The 17,408-nt window shown below is 49.4% G+C and carries 10 protein-coding genes; 2 read left to right on the plus strand and 8 right to left on the minus strand.

Annotated features, from left to right (window positions below; translation table 11 throughout):
• Positions 1-37 precede the first annotated feature (37 nt).
• The gene (locus ACW9SV_RS00325) at positions 38-1,123 is read left to right on the plus strand and encodes a M48 family metallopeptidase (RefSeq protein WP_479554738.1); all 1,086 of its coding nucleotides are present in this window, start codon (positions 38-40) and stop codon (positions 1,121-1,123) included.
• Positions 1,124-1,333: 210 nt separating this feature from the next.
• Here the strand turns inward: ACW9SV_RS00325 and ACW9SV_RS00330 are convergent, their stop codons facing one another.
• The 4 genes from ACW9SV_RS00330 to ACW9SV_RS00345 form a co-directional block, all read right to left on the minus strand.
• Positions 1,334-2,668, minus strand: coding sequence for a RagB/SusD family nutrient uptake outer membrane protein (locus tag ACW9SV_RS00330; protein ID WP_479554739.1), 1,335 nt, complete (start codon positions 2,666-2,668; stop codon positions 1,334-1,336).
• A 32-nt stretch (positions 2,669-2,700) separates the two neighbouring features.
• Complete coding sequence (locus tag ACW9SV_RS00335) at positions 2,701-5,766, minus strand: SusC/RagA family TonB-linked outer membrane protein (RefSeq protein WP_479554740.1); 3,066 nt, start codon at positions 5,764-5,766, stop codon at positions 2,701-2,703.
• A gap of 461 nt (positions 5,767-6,227) precedes the next feature.
• A complete protein-coding gene (locus ACW9SV_RS00340; RefSeq protein ID WP_479554741.1) occupies positions 6,228-7,646 on the minus strand; it encodes a RagB/SusD family nutrient uptake outer membrane protein in 1,419 nt (472 codons plus the stop codon).
• A gap of 31 nt (positions 7,647-7,677) precedes the next feature.
• Positions 7,678-10,698 (minus strand): SusC/RagA family TonB-linked outer membrane protein, encoded by a 3,021-nt coding sequence (locus ACW9SV_RS00345; RefSeq protein WP_479554742.1) that lies wholly within the window; start codon positions 10,696-10,698, stop codon positions 7,678-7,680.
• A gap of 383 nt (positions 10,699-11,081) precedes the next feature.
• Between ACW9SV_RS00345 and ACW9SV_RS00350 the strand changes: the two genes are divergently transcribed.
• Positions 11,082-11,954, plus strand: coding sequence for a DUF2911 domain-containing protein (locus ACW9SV_RS00350; protein ID WP_479554743.1), 873 nt, complete (start codon positions 11,082-11,084; stop codon positions 11,952-11,954).
• Between the two features lie 101 nt (positions 11,955-12,055).
• Here ACW9SV_RS00350 and ACW9SV_RS00355 read toward each other — a convergent pair whose 3' ends face one another.
• The 4 genes from ACW9SV_RS00355 to ACW9SV_RS00370 all read right to left on the minus strand — a co-directional run bounded on the left by ACW9SV_RS00355 (position 12,056) and on the right by ACW9SV_RS00370 (position 17,146).
• Entirely contained in the window at positions 12,056-12,640 is a 585-nt protein-coding gene (locus ACW9SV_RS00355; RefSeq protein WP_479554744.1) for a nitroreductase family protein, read from the minus strand.
• A 36-nt stretch (positions 12,641-12,676) separates the two neighbouring features.
• Complete coding sequence (locus ACW9SV_RS00360) at positions 12,677-14,365, minus strand: sodium:solute symporter family protein (RefSeq protein ID WP_479554745.1); 1,689 nt, start codon at positions 14,363-14,365, stop codon at positions 12,677-12,679.
• Positions 14,362-14,487: a hypothetical protein gene (locus ACW9SV_RS00365; protein WP_479554746.1), complete on the minus strand. Its 126-nt coding sequence runs from the start codon at positions 14,485-14,487 to the stop codon at positions 14,362-14,364. Before ACW9SV_RS00365 ends, ACW9SV_RS00360 begins: the two co-directional genes overlap by 4 nt.
• Positions 14,488-14,653: 166 nt before the next feature.
• Positions 14,654-17,146, minus strand: coding sequence for a PIG-L family deacetylase (locus ACW9SV_RS00370; protein WP_479554747.1), 2,493 nt, complete (start codon positions 17,144-17,146; stop codon positions 14,654-14,656).
• Between the last annotated feature and the right edge of the window lie 262 nt (positions 17,147-17,408).

Below are 17,408 nucleotides of genomic sequence, written 5' to 3' on the forward strand. Positions count from 1 at the left end.
TGCTGGATGTAGGATGGGTATAATAGCAACACAAACTATGCTTGAATACACCGGAACGTATTACGACGGGCATACCTCCGAAGGCAAATTGGTCAAAGTACTGGTAGAGCCAGAAGGGTTGGCGCTACATCCTCTCTCAGAGGCAGAACCCAACCAACCCCTTTTCTGGCCTGCGCAGCAGATTAGGCCCCACGCCTACCGGGAAAAAGACAAGACGGTTCTGCAGTTTGGGGATTTCCCTTTTCAGTCTTTGGAGGTGATTTCGCCTACTTTTGCCGAAACCATCAAGGAAGCGTACCCCACTGCGGTTTTCCATAGAAATGCCCTTCCGGCACCCAAGGGAGGCATGTCGGTGCTGGTATTATTAGGCCTTGGGTTTCTGGCTTTGGTGGTTGCCCTCTACATCTATGCGCTGCCCGCCGGCGCTGAAATGATTGCCCAGGAAATACCACAATCAACGGAGGTGCGCCTGGGTCAGAAACTGTACAAGCAAATGGTTACGGAGGAAAAGATTGATTCTGCCCGTACGGTTTATGCCAACCAGTTTTTAAAACAGCTTAAAGTTGAAACCACTTACCCCCTGCACTTAACGGTGGTAGAATCAAAAACCGTGAACGCCTTCGCCCTCCCCGGTGGGCATATGGTGGTGTACACCGGTCTTTTAGATAAGTTGGAAAGCCCTGAGGAGTTTGCCGCCCTGCTTGGTCATGAGTCGGCTCATATTCAGGAACGGCACTCGCTTCGGGCCCTGGCGCGAAATCTTTCGCATTACTTGTTTCTCTCTGTCATTTTCAGTGACATTACCGGCATTGCGGCCATCGTTCTTGAAAATGCAGACAAACTGAAGTCCTTGGAATACAGCCGAAGCCTTGAGCAACAAGCCGATGAGGAGGGCTTCCAATTATTGAAGGCCAACAAAATAGACCCCAAGGGGATGCACCGCCTGTTTGAACGACTGCAATCAACTGACTCTAACCTGGGCTCAATGCCAAGCCTTCTCAGCACCCACCCTCTAACCCAGGACAGAATCAATCAGGTACAGAGGTTGATAAAGATGCACCCCTACCCCATTGCACCTGCTCCTGCTTTGGAGAATCTTTGGGAGAAATTAGAGACAAAGTAATCTTTAGAGTATTTTAACAAAAAGGCACCTTGTAAACCAAGGTGCCTTTTTGTTGTGGAATAGTGTTTAGGGTTGATACCTTAGAGTTTGCTGGCCTTTGATGTTTAGATTTGACTCTTTCGCAAACTCTTATTTAGCTATTGCTTGATAACCACTCAAACAAAAAGAGGAGGCCAAAACCTCCTCTTTTTGTTTGAGTGGATGGAACTCTTAGCCTTCAAAGTACCCTGGGTTCTGACTAAGGTTAGGGTTTGCGTCTCTTTCTCTTTGCGGGATAGGAAACACCAGGTTGTTTGCGCTATACGGCTCACCATCAATGGTGCCTTTGGTGCGTTTAATGTCATGCAGAAGCTGGCCCTCAAAGATGAGCTCCAACTTACGTTCCTGCAGGACCTGAGCGATAGTTACCGCAGTTACTGGCTCTAAACCGGCCCGCTCTCTGATGGTGTTGATGTCTTCCACAGCAGAAACTCCGCCTATGTTCGTACCGGTTCTCAGGCTTGCTTCTGCCCGGGTCAGGTACATTTCTGCCAGGCGCAGAATTGGAATCACCGCGAACTGCTCATCAAACTTATTTGTGTATTCATTCTCGTAGATGCTCAGACGCTCATCTCCCGCTTCATATTGGTTTATGAGCTGGTCTTGGATCTCAATATCGCCTCTTTGTAGTGGAGAGTAATAAGTATTCAACTCATTAATCCCATCCTGAGAAGTTACCTGAATAGCGAAGATATCTTCGGAGCTGTTACCCGTATTGTTGAAAGCCTGCGCATAGGTATCGGTGAGTCTGTATCTGCTTGATTTGATGACCCTATCAGCGGCCTGACCAGCTTCCAAAAACTTCTCCTGCTGCAGGTACACGCGTGAAAGCATTCCGGCGGCGGCCCACTTGGTAGCGAAGAAACCATTGGTGGCTGGTAGCAAGGTCTCAGCCTCGGTCAAGTCTTTTACCACTTGGGCATAAACCTCGGCCACCGAGTTTCTGCTTACATAAGACTCCTCGGTGATGACACCGGTAGGCGTTAAAATCAAAGGCACCCCTGGATTAGTAGCCGGATTGCCGTCGACCCAAGCCTTGCCGTAGAGTTTAACCAATTCAAAGTACATAGTGGCTCTCAGGAATTTGGCTTCTCCCTCTACCCTCGCTTTTTTAGCTTGGTCTACCTTGTCCAGGTTTGCTAGTACACTGTTAGTGATGTTGATGACCCGGTAGCTGTCTAGCCAGGTATTGGCAATAAAGCTGTTGTTTTCCAGGATAGCCTTTTCATACACCTCACCCGGCTGCTGGAAAGTACCCACAAACGCGATATCACCGTCAGTAGCCAACAGGTCAGACAAAAACTGAATGTCTCCGCCGTACACGTCTGCATCGCCAGCGGCATCATAAGCGCCTACCAAGGCAGCTTCTACGTCAGAAGACGTAGCCAGGGCCTGACCAGCTTCTACTGACTGCTGAGGAGCTATGTCTAATTTGTCATCACAACTCAGGAGAAATCCAGCAAAGCCTAAGATGACAACGTATGATTTTATATATCTTCTTTTCATGACTTGTTCTTTAATGTGATTGGGTGCCTTTTTTAGAAACCAATGTTAACCCCAAAGGTGAAGGTTTTTGCCTGTGGAGCACCATAGAAATCATTTCCTTGGGAGATGTTACCAGCTAGGTAGTCTGTGTTCACTTCTGGGTCCCAACCTTCATAGTCAGTGAAAGTCAATACGTTCAACCCAATGGCAAACACTCTAACTTTCTCCAATTTGAACTTTTGGGTGAAGGTGGTAGGCAAGGTATACCCCAGGGTCAAGTTTTTCAGACGAACATAAGATCCATCAGACAGGTAGCGGGAAGAAGCATCGGTTCCGTTGGCATATCCTAAGTATGCTCTTGGCACGTCGGTGATATCACCAGGCTTCTGCCATCTATTCAACTGATCTTTGGTTTGGTTGTCATACCAGCTGGCGCTGGCACTCATGTACACCCCAGCACCGTTGTAGATATCGTTTCCAACCACACCTTGGAAAAGCACGCTTAAATCAAATCCCTTGAAAGAGAAATTGTTGGTTAAACCTACTACATAGTCAGGGTTAGGATCCCCAATTACTACTCTTTGGGCGGCACCGTAGTCATTGGTGGTTCCGCGGTTAAGGGTACCGTCTGTGTTAGGGGTGTTCAGGTAATAGAGGGCATCTCCGTTCTCAGGGTCAACACCGGCATACTCCACGCCAAAGAAAACCCCAATAGGTTGTCCTTCCACGGCCCGGTTCAGGTAACCTCCTTCAATGATCTGGCCTTGCAAGTCGGTGATCTTGTTGCGGTTTCTGGAGAAGTTGAAGTTGGTAGACCATTTGAAAGCCCCTACTAAGTTGTCTGAGTTCAGGCTGAACTCAAATCCTTTGTTTTCCAGTTTACCTACGTTCTTTAGCTGGGTTCTATAACCACTAGTGCCCGGCACGTTCACGTTCAGCAACAGGTCATCGGTTTTCTTGATGTAATAGTCAATCTCCCCTGAAAGTCTGCCGTTCCAGAAGCCGTACTCTAATCCTACGTTTAATTGAGCAGTTTCTTCCCATTTCAAGTCTGGGTTTTCAATCTGAGTTGGTCTCTGTCCGGGAGTCCCACCATAACCAGCATCTCCAGAATATAAGCCCAAGGAGGCAGCGTTGGCAATTTCAGCGTTCCCGGTGATACCGTAGCTACCTCTTAGTTTCAGGTAGTTGATCAGGCTAGAGTTAGCCAGGAAAGATTCCTCACTTATGATCCAGCCCAAAGAAGCAGCTGGGAAGAAGCCGTACTTGCTATCATTACCAAAGCGCGATGATCCATCTACCCGGCCACTCAAGCCCAACAGGTAACGATCCATGAATTTATAGTTTACCCGGGTAAAGTAAGACAAGAAGGAATAGTCTGTTCCAGAGGATCTACCTTCGGTGATGTCTGCCGCACTGGCAATGGTTCTGTAGGCATTACTTGGGAACTGCTGTCCCTCCACGTAATTTTCTGTCTGGTTGGCTTCCTGATAGCTCATCCCCACCACGGCGTCCACTGTATGTACCTCAGCAAAGCTGGTGTTATAATTGAAGAAGTTATTGGTGTTGTAGTTGGCAATCTGGGTATTGGCATTCACCCCGATACCATTAGGAGTACCTGTATTTCTAGCAGTTAACTTTCCATAGTAGGCGTTTTCGTTCTGGTTTAACAAATCCAGGCCAAATTCAGACCGGAAAGTTAAGCCATTGAAGATCTTATAGCTGGCGTACACATTGGTGAAATTCCGGAATACGGTTGTCAGGAAGTCAGCGTCAATGGCGTTCAGCAAGGGATTGTAGTACACCGGATAGTTGGTGTTAGGACGACCAGTAGCCGGATCCAAGGCACCACTCACTAAACCTGTTCTTGGGTCAATAGCTGGTGTAATGGGTGGCAAGGCCACAATCTGCATGGGCGTACTGAAGGCGTTGTCATTGCTTAGGCGGAAGTTTCTGGAACGGGTCAAACTGAAGTTCATGCCCACTGCCAGTTTTTCGGTAGCCTGATGGTCCAGGTTGATCCGACCGCTCATCTTCTCAAAACGGTTCCCAACCAGAATCCCCTCCTGGTTGCTATGCGATAAACCAGTGAAGAACCTGGTTTTCTCGGTACCGCCGGCCACACTCACGTCTACCTGATTCACAGAAGCATCTTGGAAAACCTCATCCTGCCAATCTGTGTTGTAGGTTAACGGATCTGTGGCGCCAGCTGCATAGCGCTGTAGACGGGTTTCGTTAAACTCCACCCAATAAGGTTCTCCCTCACGCTCCTCAGAGTTAGCTGCAGCCTCTCTTAAAAGCTCCACATACTCAGCTGAATTCAGAAATTCGCGTTTACGGGTTGGTTTGCTGAAACCAGTGAAGTAACTCACATTGATTTTAGTGCCACCAGTGTTACCTCTTTTGGTAGTGATTAACACTACTCCGTTGGCTGCTCTTGAACCATAGATGGCCGCGGCAGCCGCATCCTTCAACACCTCAATGGAAGCTATGTCATTAGGGTTCAAGTCAGCCAACGGGTTGGTAGGAGCACCGTTAGCGTTAGGAACGCTGGTGGTCAAAGGCACCCCGTCTAATACATACAAAGGCTCGTTACCGGCACTTACAGAAGAAGAACCCCGCACCCTAACCTTGATTCCCTGACCTAATTTACCGTTTTGCTGCTCCACCAACACTCCTGAGGTTCTCCCTTGAAGAGCGTTCTCAAAGCTTGGGGTGGGCGTATTTTGAATAGCTTCTGATTTGATGGAGGCAATGGAACCTGTTACCTCACGTTTCTCCTGGCTACCGTACCCTACCACCACTACTTCTTCAATAGTTTCAGCATCTACGGCCAACCGCACATCTACGGTGCTTCTGGTACCAACAACCTCCTCGCGAGGAGTGAACCCGATAAAGGTGAAGACCAGGGTTGGTGCACCCGTCACGCTAATCTGGTAGCGCCCATCCACATCGGTACTGGCGCCAATGGTTGTTCCCTTCACAACCACACTGACACCCGGTAAGGCCGAACCATCTGCTGCCGAGACTACTCGCCCAGAGATAGTTCTATTTTGCGCCAATGCACTAAAACCCAGCACATTGAGCAAAAACAAGAACAAGAGTACATGTTGTTTCATTTGGTTTGTTTGTTTGAAAGTTTGGGAATATTACCTCAAAGTAGGGCTTTATCAACAATAAACAAACAAACCAAATTGATAAGCTTACACGTCAATAGTTATAAAAATGTTAACAAAATATAAGATCAATAATGAATTAGTATAACTATTTATCATAATTAACATTTCCTTAATGTTAGATTGGGTTTTACTAAAATATCCTCAACTAATTATTTTTTATTCTTCTTGTAAAAATTTAATCTGGAAAATTCTAAACACGCCCAGAAAGGTTTAAAAAGTTCTCTTCCTTTTTAGGTGTAGGTAACATATCTAAATCTTAAGCCCCTTCTGTTTCATCTTCATTGAAAAGGTAAATACCGACCTAAAAGGACCTACCCCAAATAAGCATTTCGGGGCTGCTTTAGGGAAAGCAGCCCCGAAATGGCAATCAATTACAATGCAAGAACAAGGGAAACCAGGTCCTAGATATAGGCATCGTTCTGCTGCAGGTTAGGATTGGCATTCATTTCCCGCAAAGGGATGGGTAGCACCAGTTCTCCGGCGTTGTAGGGCAGATCGCCTACATTTTGACGGAGTCGCTTAATGTCATGAATTAGATGCCCTTCAAATGCCAGTTCCAGGGTCCGCTCTCGCAGAATATCCTCTAGGGAAACGGATGCCAAAGTCGGGATATCTGCCCGGCTGCGGATTGTATTTATGTCTTCCAGAGGAGTAGCACCCAAGGCAGTACCTAAGCGCTGATTGGCCTCTGCCCTAATCAGGTACATCTCTGCCAAACGGATAATGGGCACGTTGGCTGAGTAAACGTCATATTTCCCATTCCGGACTACCTCATCATCATCCAGGTACAGGATTTCGGCACGCTCGTCTCCATCTTCATACTCGGCTACAAAAGAAGTTGCCACTTCAATTTCAGCCCGCTGACTAGCGGAGTAGAAAGTTGCCAACCCCGTATTTGACTGCCCGGCATTGCTTTGCACGGTCTGCTGAATGGCGAAGATGTCTTCTGAGGTGTTCTGTGAGTTATTGAACTCATTGGAGAAATCCTCTACAAGAGAATATCCCCCTTCCTGGATCACCCGATTCGCTTCTTCGGCAGCCTTGGTCAGGTAAGGACCCCCAGCTGGGTTACCCGGCTCTCCGGCTTGCTGCAGGTAAATTCTGGCTAGTACCGCGCTGGCAGAATAGGTATTGGCGGCGGCCTCATCCTCTTTCTGGTCATCAAGACTGGCCCTATCAGGTAATAGATCCCGCGCCCGGGTGAGATCTTCAATGGCTTGGGCATAGACTTCCTCCACGGTATTACGGGGCACGTTGTTGGCATTGCTCAACACAGTGGTAGGTTCCAGCACAATAGGTACCCCAAGCTGGGTATTCTGTTGCCCTGGCTCATACGGCAATCCGTAGAAGCGAACCAGATCAAAATACACCATTCCCCTGATAAAGAGGGCCTCTCCTAATACCTCATCTCTTTGGTCTTCGTCTACAACCCCTACGGCTTTGATGACATTGTTTACTACGTTTATGGCGTCGTATGCCCGAATCCAGGTACCAGACACCACGGTGTTATCAGTGGTGATCGCTTTCTGGAACATCTGGCGGTATTGCAGGAAGGTACCACCCCAGATCAGGTTTCCGGTACTGCCCAGCAATTCACTCATCAGGTTCAAATCACCGGAGTAAAGAGGGGCAGTCTGCAGCCGCTCATAGGCACCTGTCAAAGCGCTCTGTACCCCCTGTGACGTAGAAAGAGCATTTCCTGCATCAATGGATTGCTGGGGGTCTACATCAAGTTCATCGTCACAACTGGTATTTCCCAGCAATAGACACAGGCTAAAGGCTAGGAAGAACTTGGTAAGGATATATCTATAACTTCTCATCTCTGTAGTTAATTAAAACCTAGTAGGTAAGTCAGAATCCGATGTTAACCCCAAACGTGATGGTCCTGGCCTGCGGCGTGGTATAGAAATCTACCCCAATCCCCACATTCTGGCGTTGAGCCGTTGGTCCCGAGCCAGGGGTATCTACTTCTGGGTCCCAGCCAGGGTAATCCGTAATGGTAAAGAAGTTCTGCGCTGAAGCGTATAACCGTACCCGAGTGAGATGGAACTTGCTGATCATGGGTGTGGGAAGGCTATAGCCAAGGGTAATGGTTTTCCCTCTCAGGTAAGAGCCGTCATAGATCCAGCGGGATGAATGCCCGGTTCCATTACCGTCCAGAAAACGAGCCTGCGGCACTCTGGTAATGTCACCAGGCTGTCTCCAGCGGTTTAATTGATCCCTGGTCTGGTTATCCACATAGTCCATGTTGGCAGATTGGAACCTACCAGCATTGTTGTAGATTTCATTGCCGTAAGAGAACTGGAGCAATACCCCCAAATCAAAACCTTTGAATCCAAAGGTATTATTCAGCCCACCTACATACTTTGGATTAGGATTGCCTACTACCTGCTGCTCAGCTGCACTGTAGTCATTGGTGGTTTCATCGCTGCCGGCCCGCAGGTAATAAAGTGCATCTCCGTTGGCTGGGTCTACGCCGGCGTATTTGAAGGTGTAGAATACCCCAATGGGCTGGCCTTCCACTGCTCGGTTTACTTCACCAGAAGTGATGACCTGCCCGTTCAGGTTCGTGATCTTGTTCCGGTTGAAAGCGATGTTGAAGTTAGTAGACCAGGAAAAAGCACCTGTCAGATTTTCGGTATTCAGGGTAACTTCCACCCCCTTGTTCTCCAAGTTCCCAACGTTTCTAGTGACGGTGGGGAACCCTGAGGTGGCCGGCACCTGAACAGCTAAAAGTAAATCCTCGGTTTTCTTTAGGTAGTATTCCACCCCACCGTTGATGCGGTTTTTAAAAATCCCAAAGTTAATGCCCACGTCTAGTTGTTGAGTGGTTTCCCATTTCAAGTCTGGGTTCTCCACGGAAGATGGGATGATGCCCGGGTTACCAGCGTAGGAACCGGAGGTGTAAAGCCCTCGGGCATCAAAGTTGCCGATGTTGTCATTCCCCGTGAATCCGTAACTAGCTCTCAGTTTCAACAGACTCAGGAATTCAACTTCCCGTAAGAAAGGCTCTTCACTTAGAATCCAGCCTACGCCAATGGCCGGAAAGAAACCGTACCGGTTATTAGCCCCAAAACGGGAAGATCCATCCAACCGCCCGCTGACTGAGAGTAGGTATTTATCCAGCAGTTTGTAGTTTACCCGCGCGAAGTAAGAAAGCAGCGAGTACTCCGTGCCCTCGGAAGTACCGAAATCAATTTCCGCGGCGTTGGTGATCCGTTTAAAATCATCGCTAGGGAAGCCAATACCAGACACGTAATTAGACTCCGTCTCAGATTTCTGGAAACTCATACCCAGGGTTGCTTCCACGTTTTGGGTCTCGCCAAATTGCTTGGAATAGTTCAGGAAGTTGTTGGTGGTGTAGTTCAGCACGGATACGGCCCGGCTTTCTGCGGACCCGGCTGGGCTACCGTCTTGGGTTTCCCTACCCTGGTAGGTGTTCTCATTTTGGTTCAACAAATCAAGCCCCAATTCACTCCTGAAGGTAAGGCCCGGCACAATGACGTAGCTGGCATAGATGGTACTTAGGTTTCGGTAACTAACCGTTTTCCTAAAGGCATCTCTCACTTCAATGAGCCCATTGTAATAAGCAGTTGCCGTATTGTATTCTCCGGTTTCTGGGTCTATAATAGGTTGAATAGGTGGTAGCGCTACAATCTGCAACGGAGTAGCAAAGGCATTGTCATCAGCTACCCGGTCGTTGACAGTGCGTGCCAGGCTGAAGTTAAAGCCAATCGTGAGTTTTTCGGTGGCGTTGTGGTCAATGTTAATCCGGGTGCTGGCCCGCTTAAAGTTATTCCCTACCAAAATGCCTTCCTGGTCTGTATAAGAACCACCCACGTAGAACCTTGTTTTATCATTGCCGCCGCTGGCAGTAAGGTCATATTGGTGATAACCCGCGGTACGGAATACTTGATCCTGCCAGTTGGAATTGGCCGGATTACGCCATTCTGGTAAAAAAGCGTCTTTGAACTCGTCCAGGTCCGCCACTATTCCAAGGTCAATGTACAATTGGGCCAATGAGGAATTTGCCACAGATTCATTGAACAACTCCAGGTACTCTGGCCCATTGAGAAATTCTACCTTGTTGGTGGGCTTACTGAACCCTGTGCTATAATCAAGGTTGAAGGCCGTTTTCCCAGCTTTCCCCCGCTTGGTGGTAATGAGCACCACGCCGTTAGAAGCTCTGGAGCCGTAGATGGCAGAAGAGGAGGCGTCCTTTAGAATCTCAATAGACTCAATGTCATTAGGGTTGAGGTCGGCCAAAGGGTTGGTGGGTTCGTTGTTGGTAATGCTTTGGCTTTCTGAGGTGATGGGGATACCGTCTACCACGTAGAGTGGTTGGTTACCCGCCGAGACGGAGGCTGAGCCGCGTACCCGTACTTTAATCCCCTGCCCCACTTTACCACTCCCGGAAGTGATTTGCACCCCGGCTACACGCCCCTGGATGGCTGACTCCACGCTAGGCACCGGGATATCCGCGATCTCATCGCCCTTCACACTAGCAATAGACCCTACCACGTCGCGGGCCTCTTGGGTACCATACCCTACCACTACTACCTCATTGATGGTCTTAGTATCCTCAGCAAGGGCCATGTTAATGGTAGAACTGGCGCCCACCTGAACCTCTCGGTTTATGTATCCCACAAAGGAGAAAACCAGAACAGGGTTGCCAGACACGTTTAATGAATACCGCCCATCAGAGTCGGTACTTGCTCCCGTGGTAGTGCCTTTCACCACCACGCTCACCCCAGGTAAAGGGGTACCATCTGCCGACGAGGTAACCCTACCGGAGATGGCTCTATTTTGCCCAACAGCACTAAATTGAAGTACGGTTAGCAAAATCAAGCACAAGAGTAGATGTCTTTTCATGTGATTTCAAATTTTGTTAACAAACCGACTACTTTATTAGTGTAATCTAATTTTTTATTAGCTTATTTCAAAGAACTTTAACTTTAAACTTACCTATAAATACTTGTCAGTATTACAGTTACTAGTAAAACTTATAATTAAAACCATACCAAATCTTATAGTTTTTTTACATATTTATAAGTAGCCCATTTCTTCAGACTTCTCAACAAGATTTAGATTTGGCTTCTTTTTTGTAGAAATAGTGCTAAAACAAAAATTCAGGTAAGTAGCTTACACTAACCAAATTGCCAATGCTATCGCATTTGCAAGGAAAGAGAGGGTAGGTAGACTTCTTTCTTTTGATTATTATTACTCCTTAAAAACTAAGTAAACCGAGCTGTTCCATGAAAAAGATGTTATCCCTGAACTTGGTATGGGCCTTTGCCGTTGCCATGTTCCTTTTGGGCAATACCGCTACTGCCCAAATCAAGATGCCCGCCGCTAGCCCTTTAACCACCATCAAACAAAACATTGGGTTGGCCGATGTGACGGTTGAGTATTCCCGTCCTAGTATGAAAGGCCGGAAGATCTTCGGAGATTTGGCTCCTTACGGGAAATTGTGGCGCACTGGGGCAAACGCCTCTACCAAACTGACCTTCTCTGAAGAGGTAATGCTGGAAGGCAACAAAGTGCCAGCCGGACAATATGCGCTCTACACTATTCCGGGTGAAAAAGAGTGGACTATCGTGATCCATAAAAACACCAAGCACTGGGGAGATGGCGGAAAAGACTACAAGCAGGAAGAGGACCAGGTTCGTTTCAAGGTAACTCCTAAGAAACAAGCCACTAAAACCGAAACCTTCACCATTGATTTCGCCAACCTGACCAACAACGGCGCTACCATGCAGATCATGTGGGAAAACACGTTGGTACCAGTGAAAATCACGACCGATGTAGACTCCAGAGTGATGGCTCAGATTCAGGAAAAAGTAGTGAATGGCACCAATGTAACTCCGGCTTTGTATGCCTCTGCCGCGGCTTACTACGCAGACAACAACAAAGACCTGAAGCAGGCTTTGACCTGGATGAAACAAGCCAACGAAAAAGACCCTAAATTCTGGACCTTGCACCAGCAAGCCAAAATCCAGGCGCAGTTGAAAGACTACAAAGGAGCCGCCGCTACTGCCCAGAAATCTATTGAACTTGCTAAAAAAGAAAGCAACGCCGATTACGTGGCGCTGAACGAGAAATTGCTGGCCGAGATCAAAAACAAGTAAAACTGATTTCGAGTTATTTTCCCGAAAACACCTAAAAAGCAGAACCCCGCGGAAACTACTTCCGCGGGGTTCTGCTTTTTAGGTGTTCCTTTGTTGGGGTATCACATCCAACGCACCTTCTCTTCCAGAGGAACCGTTCTTTTGCCGTTTCCACCGGGGCTTTCAGAGTAGCCCAAGTATAGAATCCCCAATACGGTATCCTCTTCACGCAATTGCAGAACTTCTTTCATGGCCGGGTGGTAGGCCATTCCGCCAGAGCCCCAATAGGTGGCAATCTCTAGGGCCGTAGCCCCCAGCAGCAAATTCTGAATCGCACAGGAGGTAGCCGCGATTTCTTCCAATGCAGGGATCTTAGGCAAATCGCCCCGTTTCATATAGGCGATCACCACGTGGGACGCCAAATCTCCCATGTGCAATAGTTTCTCATAATTCACCTCCAAAAACTTCTCGGGTGCGGTGCGGTCCCGGTACAGGTCGGCGTGCATTTTGCAGAAGTCCTGCACTTTTTCGCGGGCGTACACCACAAAGCGCCAGGGCTCTGTATGCCCGTGGGTGGGCGCCCAGTCAGCAAGGGCCAGCAGCTCCTGGACTTGCTCGTCAGGAATGAAGCGGCCGTTCATTTTAGGGGGCTTGGTGGTTCTTCGGTTTTGTATAATCTGTTGTAAAGCTAGAAAAGACTGATTCATGTTGAAGAAAATTAAAGAGTACTTAGGCAGAGGGAACTACCTCCGCTCACGCAGCATAGGCTGCAGTAGAAAGCCAACGCCCACCACCAGCACAGCGCCGATGAGGTTGTACCAGAGATACGCAATGGCTGTGTAGGAGTACAGCAGAAAGATGATCATCTGCGTGACGATGGCTGCCCAGAAGACGGCGTTGCCGGCCAAACGCTTGAAATAGAAAGCCGAGATGAAAACGCCCAGAATGGTGCCGTAAAACAAGGAACCCAAGATATTAACGGCCTGGATCAGGTTTTCCAGCTGGGAGGCAAAAAGCGCAAAGAAAATAGAGACGGCGCCCCACCCCACGGTAAACCATTTAGAGGCGCTGACATAATGCCCATCAGAGGCGCCCGGGCGCAGGGTGCGTTTGTACACATCCACCACGGTGGTAGAAGCCAAGGAATTGAAGGCCGAGGCCGTGCTACCCATCGCCGCGCAAAGCACCACCGCCAAAAGCAACCCTATCAAGCCTTGGGGCAGTTGCTGGGTCACAAAGGTGAGGAACACATAATCGGTGTCTTTCAGGTCAGTGCCTTGGTTGTAGGTTTTCACCAAGGCCTGGGCCTCTCCCCGGAGGGCTTTCCTTTTGGCTTCGGCCTCCTGCATTTGGTGGGCAGCCTGCTCTTGTCCTGGTTTGTTTTCGGTTTGGTAGGCTTTGACCAAGGCCAAGGTGGCCTCCTTTTTAGCTTGGAAAGCCTGTTGATTTTCAGCCTCTAACTTCTGCCAGGCCGGTGCTGCCCCTGAGGACATCACATTACTAGCTTGTTGCTGGTTGAAGTACAGGGGTGGCGCGTAGAACTGGTAAAACACAAAGACCAACACCCCTACCAACAAGATCAGAAACTGCATGGGCACTTTCACCAGGCCGTTCATGAGCAAGCCCAACCGGCTCTGGGCAATGGTCTCCCCGCCCAAATACCGCCCCACCTGTGATTGATCGGTCCCGAAGTACGCCAGGGCCAGGAAGAAACCGCCTATCAACCCAGACCACAGATTGTACCGGTCGTTAGGGTCAAACCGAAGGTCCACCAGGTTCAGTTTACCGGAGGCGCCTGCTACCGCCATAGCCTCAGAGAAGCCCACCCCATCGGGCAGTAGCCGAACCACCACAATGGCAGCCGCCAGCATTCCGCCCAGCATAACCGCCATTTGCAAACGCTGCGTCTGGCTAACGGCTTTGGTGCCGCCCACCACGGTGTAAAAGGTCACCACCACACCAATGAACAGAATGGTAGCCGTAAGATTCCAACCCAATATAGCCGACAGGATAATGGCCGGGGCGTAAATGGTAATACCGGTAGAAAGCCCCCGCTGAAGTAAAAACAGGAATGCCGCCAAGGATCGCGTTTTCAGGTCAAAGCGGGTCTCCAGGTACTCATAGGCGGTAAACACCTTAAGGCGGTAGAAAATAGGAATGGCCGTAATAGACAAAACCACCATAGCCAGCGGTAACCCAAAATAGAACTGAATGAACCGCATGCCATCATCAAAGGCCTGCCCCGGGGTGGAGAGAAACGTGATGGCACTGGCCTGGGTAGCCATGATGGAAAGCCCCATCATCCACCAGCGTTCGGTATTATCGGCACGCAGGTACCCCGACATTTGCTGGGCTTTGCGGGTTTTCCAGACGCCGTACAAGACAATGAACGCAATGGTGCCCATCAGCACCCCCCAATCCAATCCGCTCATCTGTAGGCTTCGGTGATGATGTAAAACAACAGGATGAGCACCGCCAAAACGCCCAGCACTAGCCAGTACATAGAAGTCCAGCTTTTGAAGAAGGGCGGCGGGTCAATATCTCCTTTGGTCATATAAGGTAGGGTGATGGCGGTTTACTTTTTTACAACGCCAGGAGGGCTGGTTTGTATTGTCTGAGGAAAAATCTCCTTTGAGGTGACTGCCTTTCAAAGAGGCCTAATCTTCAGCTTGGATTTAAAGCTGATTCGGGGCTGTTTTAAAGAAACAAACCCCGAATCACTATTTACCCAAAGAAAGCAGATTCACGAATAACCGGTAAGCGCCCGGCACTCCGGCAGGTAATTCCCTGAAAAACGAGTACCCGGTGTACACGAAATAGCCTTTGCCATACTTGGCCACGAGCAAACCACTATCCTTAGGAGTTTCACCCGGATCGTTGGACGAGATGATGGTCTCGTACTCAGGGGCCCATTGGCTAGGGAAATACAGGCCTCGCTCCTGCACCCAGCCTCTGAAATCCTGCTCAGTAATTTTGTTCGGAAAGTTCAGGACCGGATGGTTGGGTTTCAGGAATTTCACAGGAGCATCTTCCACGGTTACCCGGTCGTTGGACAACTTAATGGCGTATGGCCCCAGGTTAGGTGTCACCAGGCCGTTGCTCACATTATATTGCACCACCAGGGTACCGCCATTCTGCACATACTGCATGAGCTGCGGCTGCTGGAATTTAAGACGTTCCAAAGTGTTAAATGCCCGAACGCCTACAACTACGGCATCATACTTCTGCAAAGCGGCTGCTGAAAGGTTTTCTACATGCAACTGGTCTACGGCATACCCAATCTGCTGCAAGCTGGCGGGTACTTCATCGCCTGCGCCCATCAAGTAGCCAATGTGCTGACCTTTGCGTTTTAGGTCCAGTTTCACCGCTTTAGCCACAGCTTCCGGGAACAAGGTCTGGGTTGGAATGTGCGGGTACTCAATGGCCCGGAAGCTCTGTGAGTAGGTTCTGCCCCGGGTGGTCACCACGGCACTAATGGTACTCTCAGTTTGGTTAGCTCCCGGGTACACCATGAACGTGAAAGACTGCTCCTCTCCTTTCTGGGCCAGGTTGAAATTGTTGTTAATGGGTTCAGAACGCCAGCCATCGGGCAGACGCAGGGAAACCTGTCCTTCCACCTGGTCTTTCCCGGCCCGCACCCGCAGCGTAACCGGCTTAGGCTGGGCATCAGCAAAGACGTACACCTTCTCGGTCATGTTCACGAAAACCGGCGGCGCAATCTCAAAGGGGCGGTACTGCTCTCCTTCTACGGGATCGGTACGTTTGTACACCACGGGCACTACAAAGGTGAAAGGCTGGTTTTGTATCGTCAACTGCAATCTCACCTGCGCCGCGGCAGGGTTTTCAGGCAACCCGATCAAAGCGGGATCATCTACCCGGAACATGCCCGTGGTCCCCGGCACCTGCAACCAGTAAGGCTGAGAGTAAGGAGTTGAAGCCGGCACCGTTCTGGAGGTACGGATAAACAAAGGTTTATTAGCTTCTAGCTTCTGCTGCACCGTAGAATCTTGATTCGCGAAGAGGTACTCCACTTTGGTAAGGGAAACCAGCACGTTGGAACGGTTCACCGCCTCCATGGACAAAGTCACCGGCTCTCCCGGCGAAACCGAGAACTCCTGCACAGAAGAAGCCTCCAGATACAGACCCAGACAAGCTTTGATGGCGTCCTGCAAGTCTTGTTGCTTAACCGTTTTCCAGTAAGAGGCCGGCAACTTAGCCAGGGCGGCATTCGCCTTTAAAAGGACTGGCACCGAAGCCGCCGGATTAGCGGAGTTATAGTTCTTAAGTGCCTCTTGCAGGAGTTTGTCTACCTCTTTGCTTCCGTTCACCCGGTTCCACGAAGTATTGACGCCTTCCAAAACATCAGTCTTGGCGGCGGCACCTTTCAGAAACTCAAAATACTCCACTGCCTCCCCGCGGGTACCACTGCTACCAAAGCCCTGGCTTTTGTGCATGCTGCGGCTTTGGGCGGCAATCTCGTTGTACGATCTACCTAAAACAGGATTATAGACACCCGCGTCTATCTTCAATTTATCTGATGGGTCAAACTTCTGGCCCTGGCCGTAGAAAAAAGAAGAGGTATTCCACAGCAGGCGTTTGGTTTGCCACGGCTCTACGCTTTTCAGTTGCTCCGGGAACCGCTTAGGGTCAGCGGCGGCATCAAAGGCCTCCATGGCAATCATCGCCGAGGCCGTATGGTGACCGTGCGTGCCCCCGGGTTCTGGGGAGAAACGGGTAATAATTACATCGGGCCTGAATTTGCGGATCACCCACACCGCATCGGCCAGCACCTGCTCTTTGTTCCAGATGGTAAAGGTCTCGGCGGGATTCTTAGAGAAACCGAAGTCATTAGCCCGGCTGAAGAACTGCTCTCCTCCGTCTATGCGGCGGGCCTGCAGTAACTCCTGCGTCCGGATGATGCCCAACTCCTCCCTGATCTCAGGCCCAATCAGGTTTTGACCACCATCGCCTCGGGTAAGCGACAGGTAGCCGGTGCGTAGTTTACGCTCATTGGCTAAATAGGCAATCAGGCGGGTATTTTCATCATCTGGGTGCGCGGCCATGTACAGCACGCTGCCCAGCACATTCAGTTTTTCAAGCGATAGCCTAATATCAGCGGCATCTGGTTTTTTGGGGGCCTGGGCGATGGAGGTGGAAACTCCCAATCCCCAGGTCAGAAGGAAGGAAGCCGCTAAAACACGTACGGAGGTCATGTTCATCAAAAGAAGGTCAAATTATTCAACAGACAGCCCTATTGGTAAGACCCGGGCATCTCACGGTAAAGCTATGGAATTTTATAGGAAGTGAAGAAAAGAAGAAGCCGGTTTTCTGGAACTCGTTCCCTAAATTTTAATGGTTACAAGCTGCCTTTTGGAGTAACGTTAGGACTTGGTTTAATCTTATTCTGCCTAAAGAAGGCTTTAAACGGAAGCTTTCCTCTTTAAAGCATTATGGGTCCAAGCTTCTAAAGGGGAA

Source organism: Rufibacter sp. JT20002 (assembly GCF_056491185.1).

What these genes read in the sequence shown, in the direction of transcription:
- ACW9SV_RS00325 (WP_479554738.1), top strand. Translation starts at nt 38, where the DNA reads ATGCTTGAATACACCGGAACGTATTACGACGGGCATACCTCCGAAGGC.
- ACW9SV_RS00330 (WP_479554739.1), bottom strand. Translation starts at nt 2,668, where the DNA reads ATGAAAAGAAGATATATAAAATCATACGTTGTCATCTTAGGCTTTGCT.
- ACW9SV_RS00335 (WP_479554740.1), bottom strand. Translation starts at nt 5,766, where the DNA reads ATGAAACAACATGTACTCTTGTTCTTGTTTTTGCTCAATGTGCTGGGT.
- ACW9SV_RS00340 (WP_479554741.1), bottom strand. Translation starts at nt 7,646, where the DNA reads ATGAGAAGTTATAGATATATCCTTACCAAGTTCTTCCTAGCCTTTAGC.
- ACW9SV_RS00345 (WP_479554742.1), bottom strand. Translation starts at nt 10,698, where the DNA reads ATGAAAAGACATCTACTCTTGTGCTTGATTTTGCTAACCGTACTTCAA.
- ACW9SV_RS00350 (WP_479554743.1), top strand. Translation starts at nt 11,082, where the DNA reads ATGAAAAAGATGTTATCCCTGAACTTGGTATGGGCCTTTGCCGTTGCC.
- ACW9SV_RS00355 (WP_479554744.1), bottom strand. Translation starts at nt 12,640, where the DNA reads ATGAATCAGTCTTTTCTAGCTTTACAACAGATTATACAAAACCGAAGA.
- ACW9SV_RS00360 (WP_479554745.1), bottom strand. Translation starts at nt 14,365, where the DNA reads ATGAGCGGATTGGATTGGGGGGTGCTGATGGGCACCATTGCGTTCATT.
- ACW9SV_RS00365 (WP_479554746.1), bottom strand. Translation starts at nt 14,487, where the DNA reads ATGACCAAAGGAGATATTGACCCGCCGCCCTTCTTCAAAAGCTGGACT.
- ACW9SV_RS00370 (WP_479554747.1), bottom strand. Translation starts at nt 17,146, where the DNA reads ATGACCTCCGTACGTGTTTTAGCGGCTTCCTTCCTTCTGACCTGGGGA.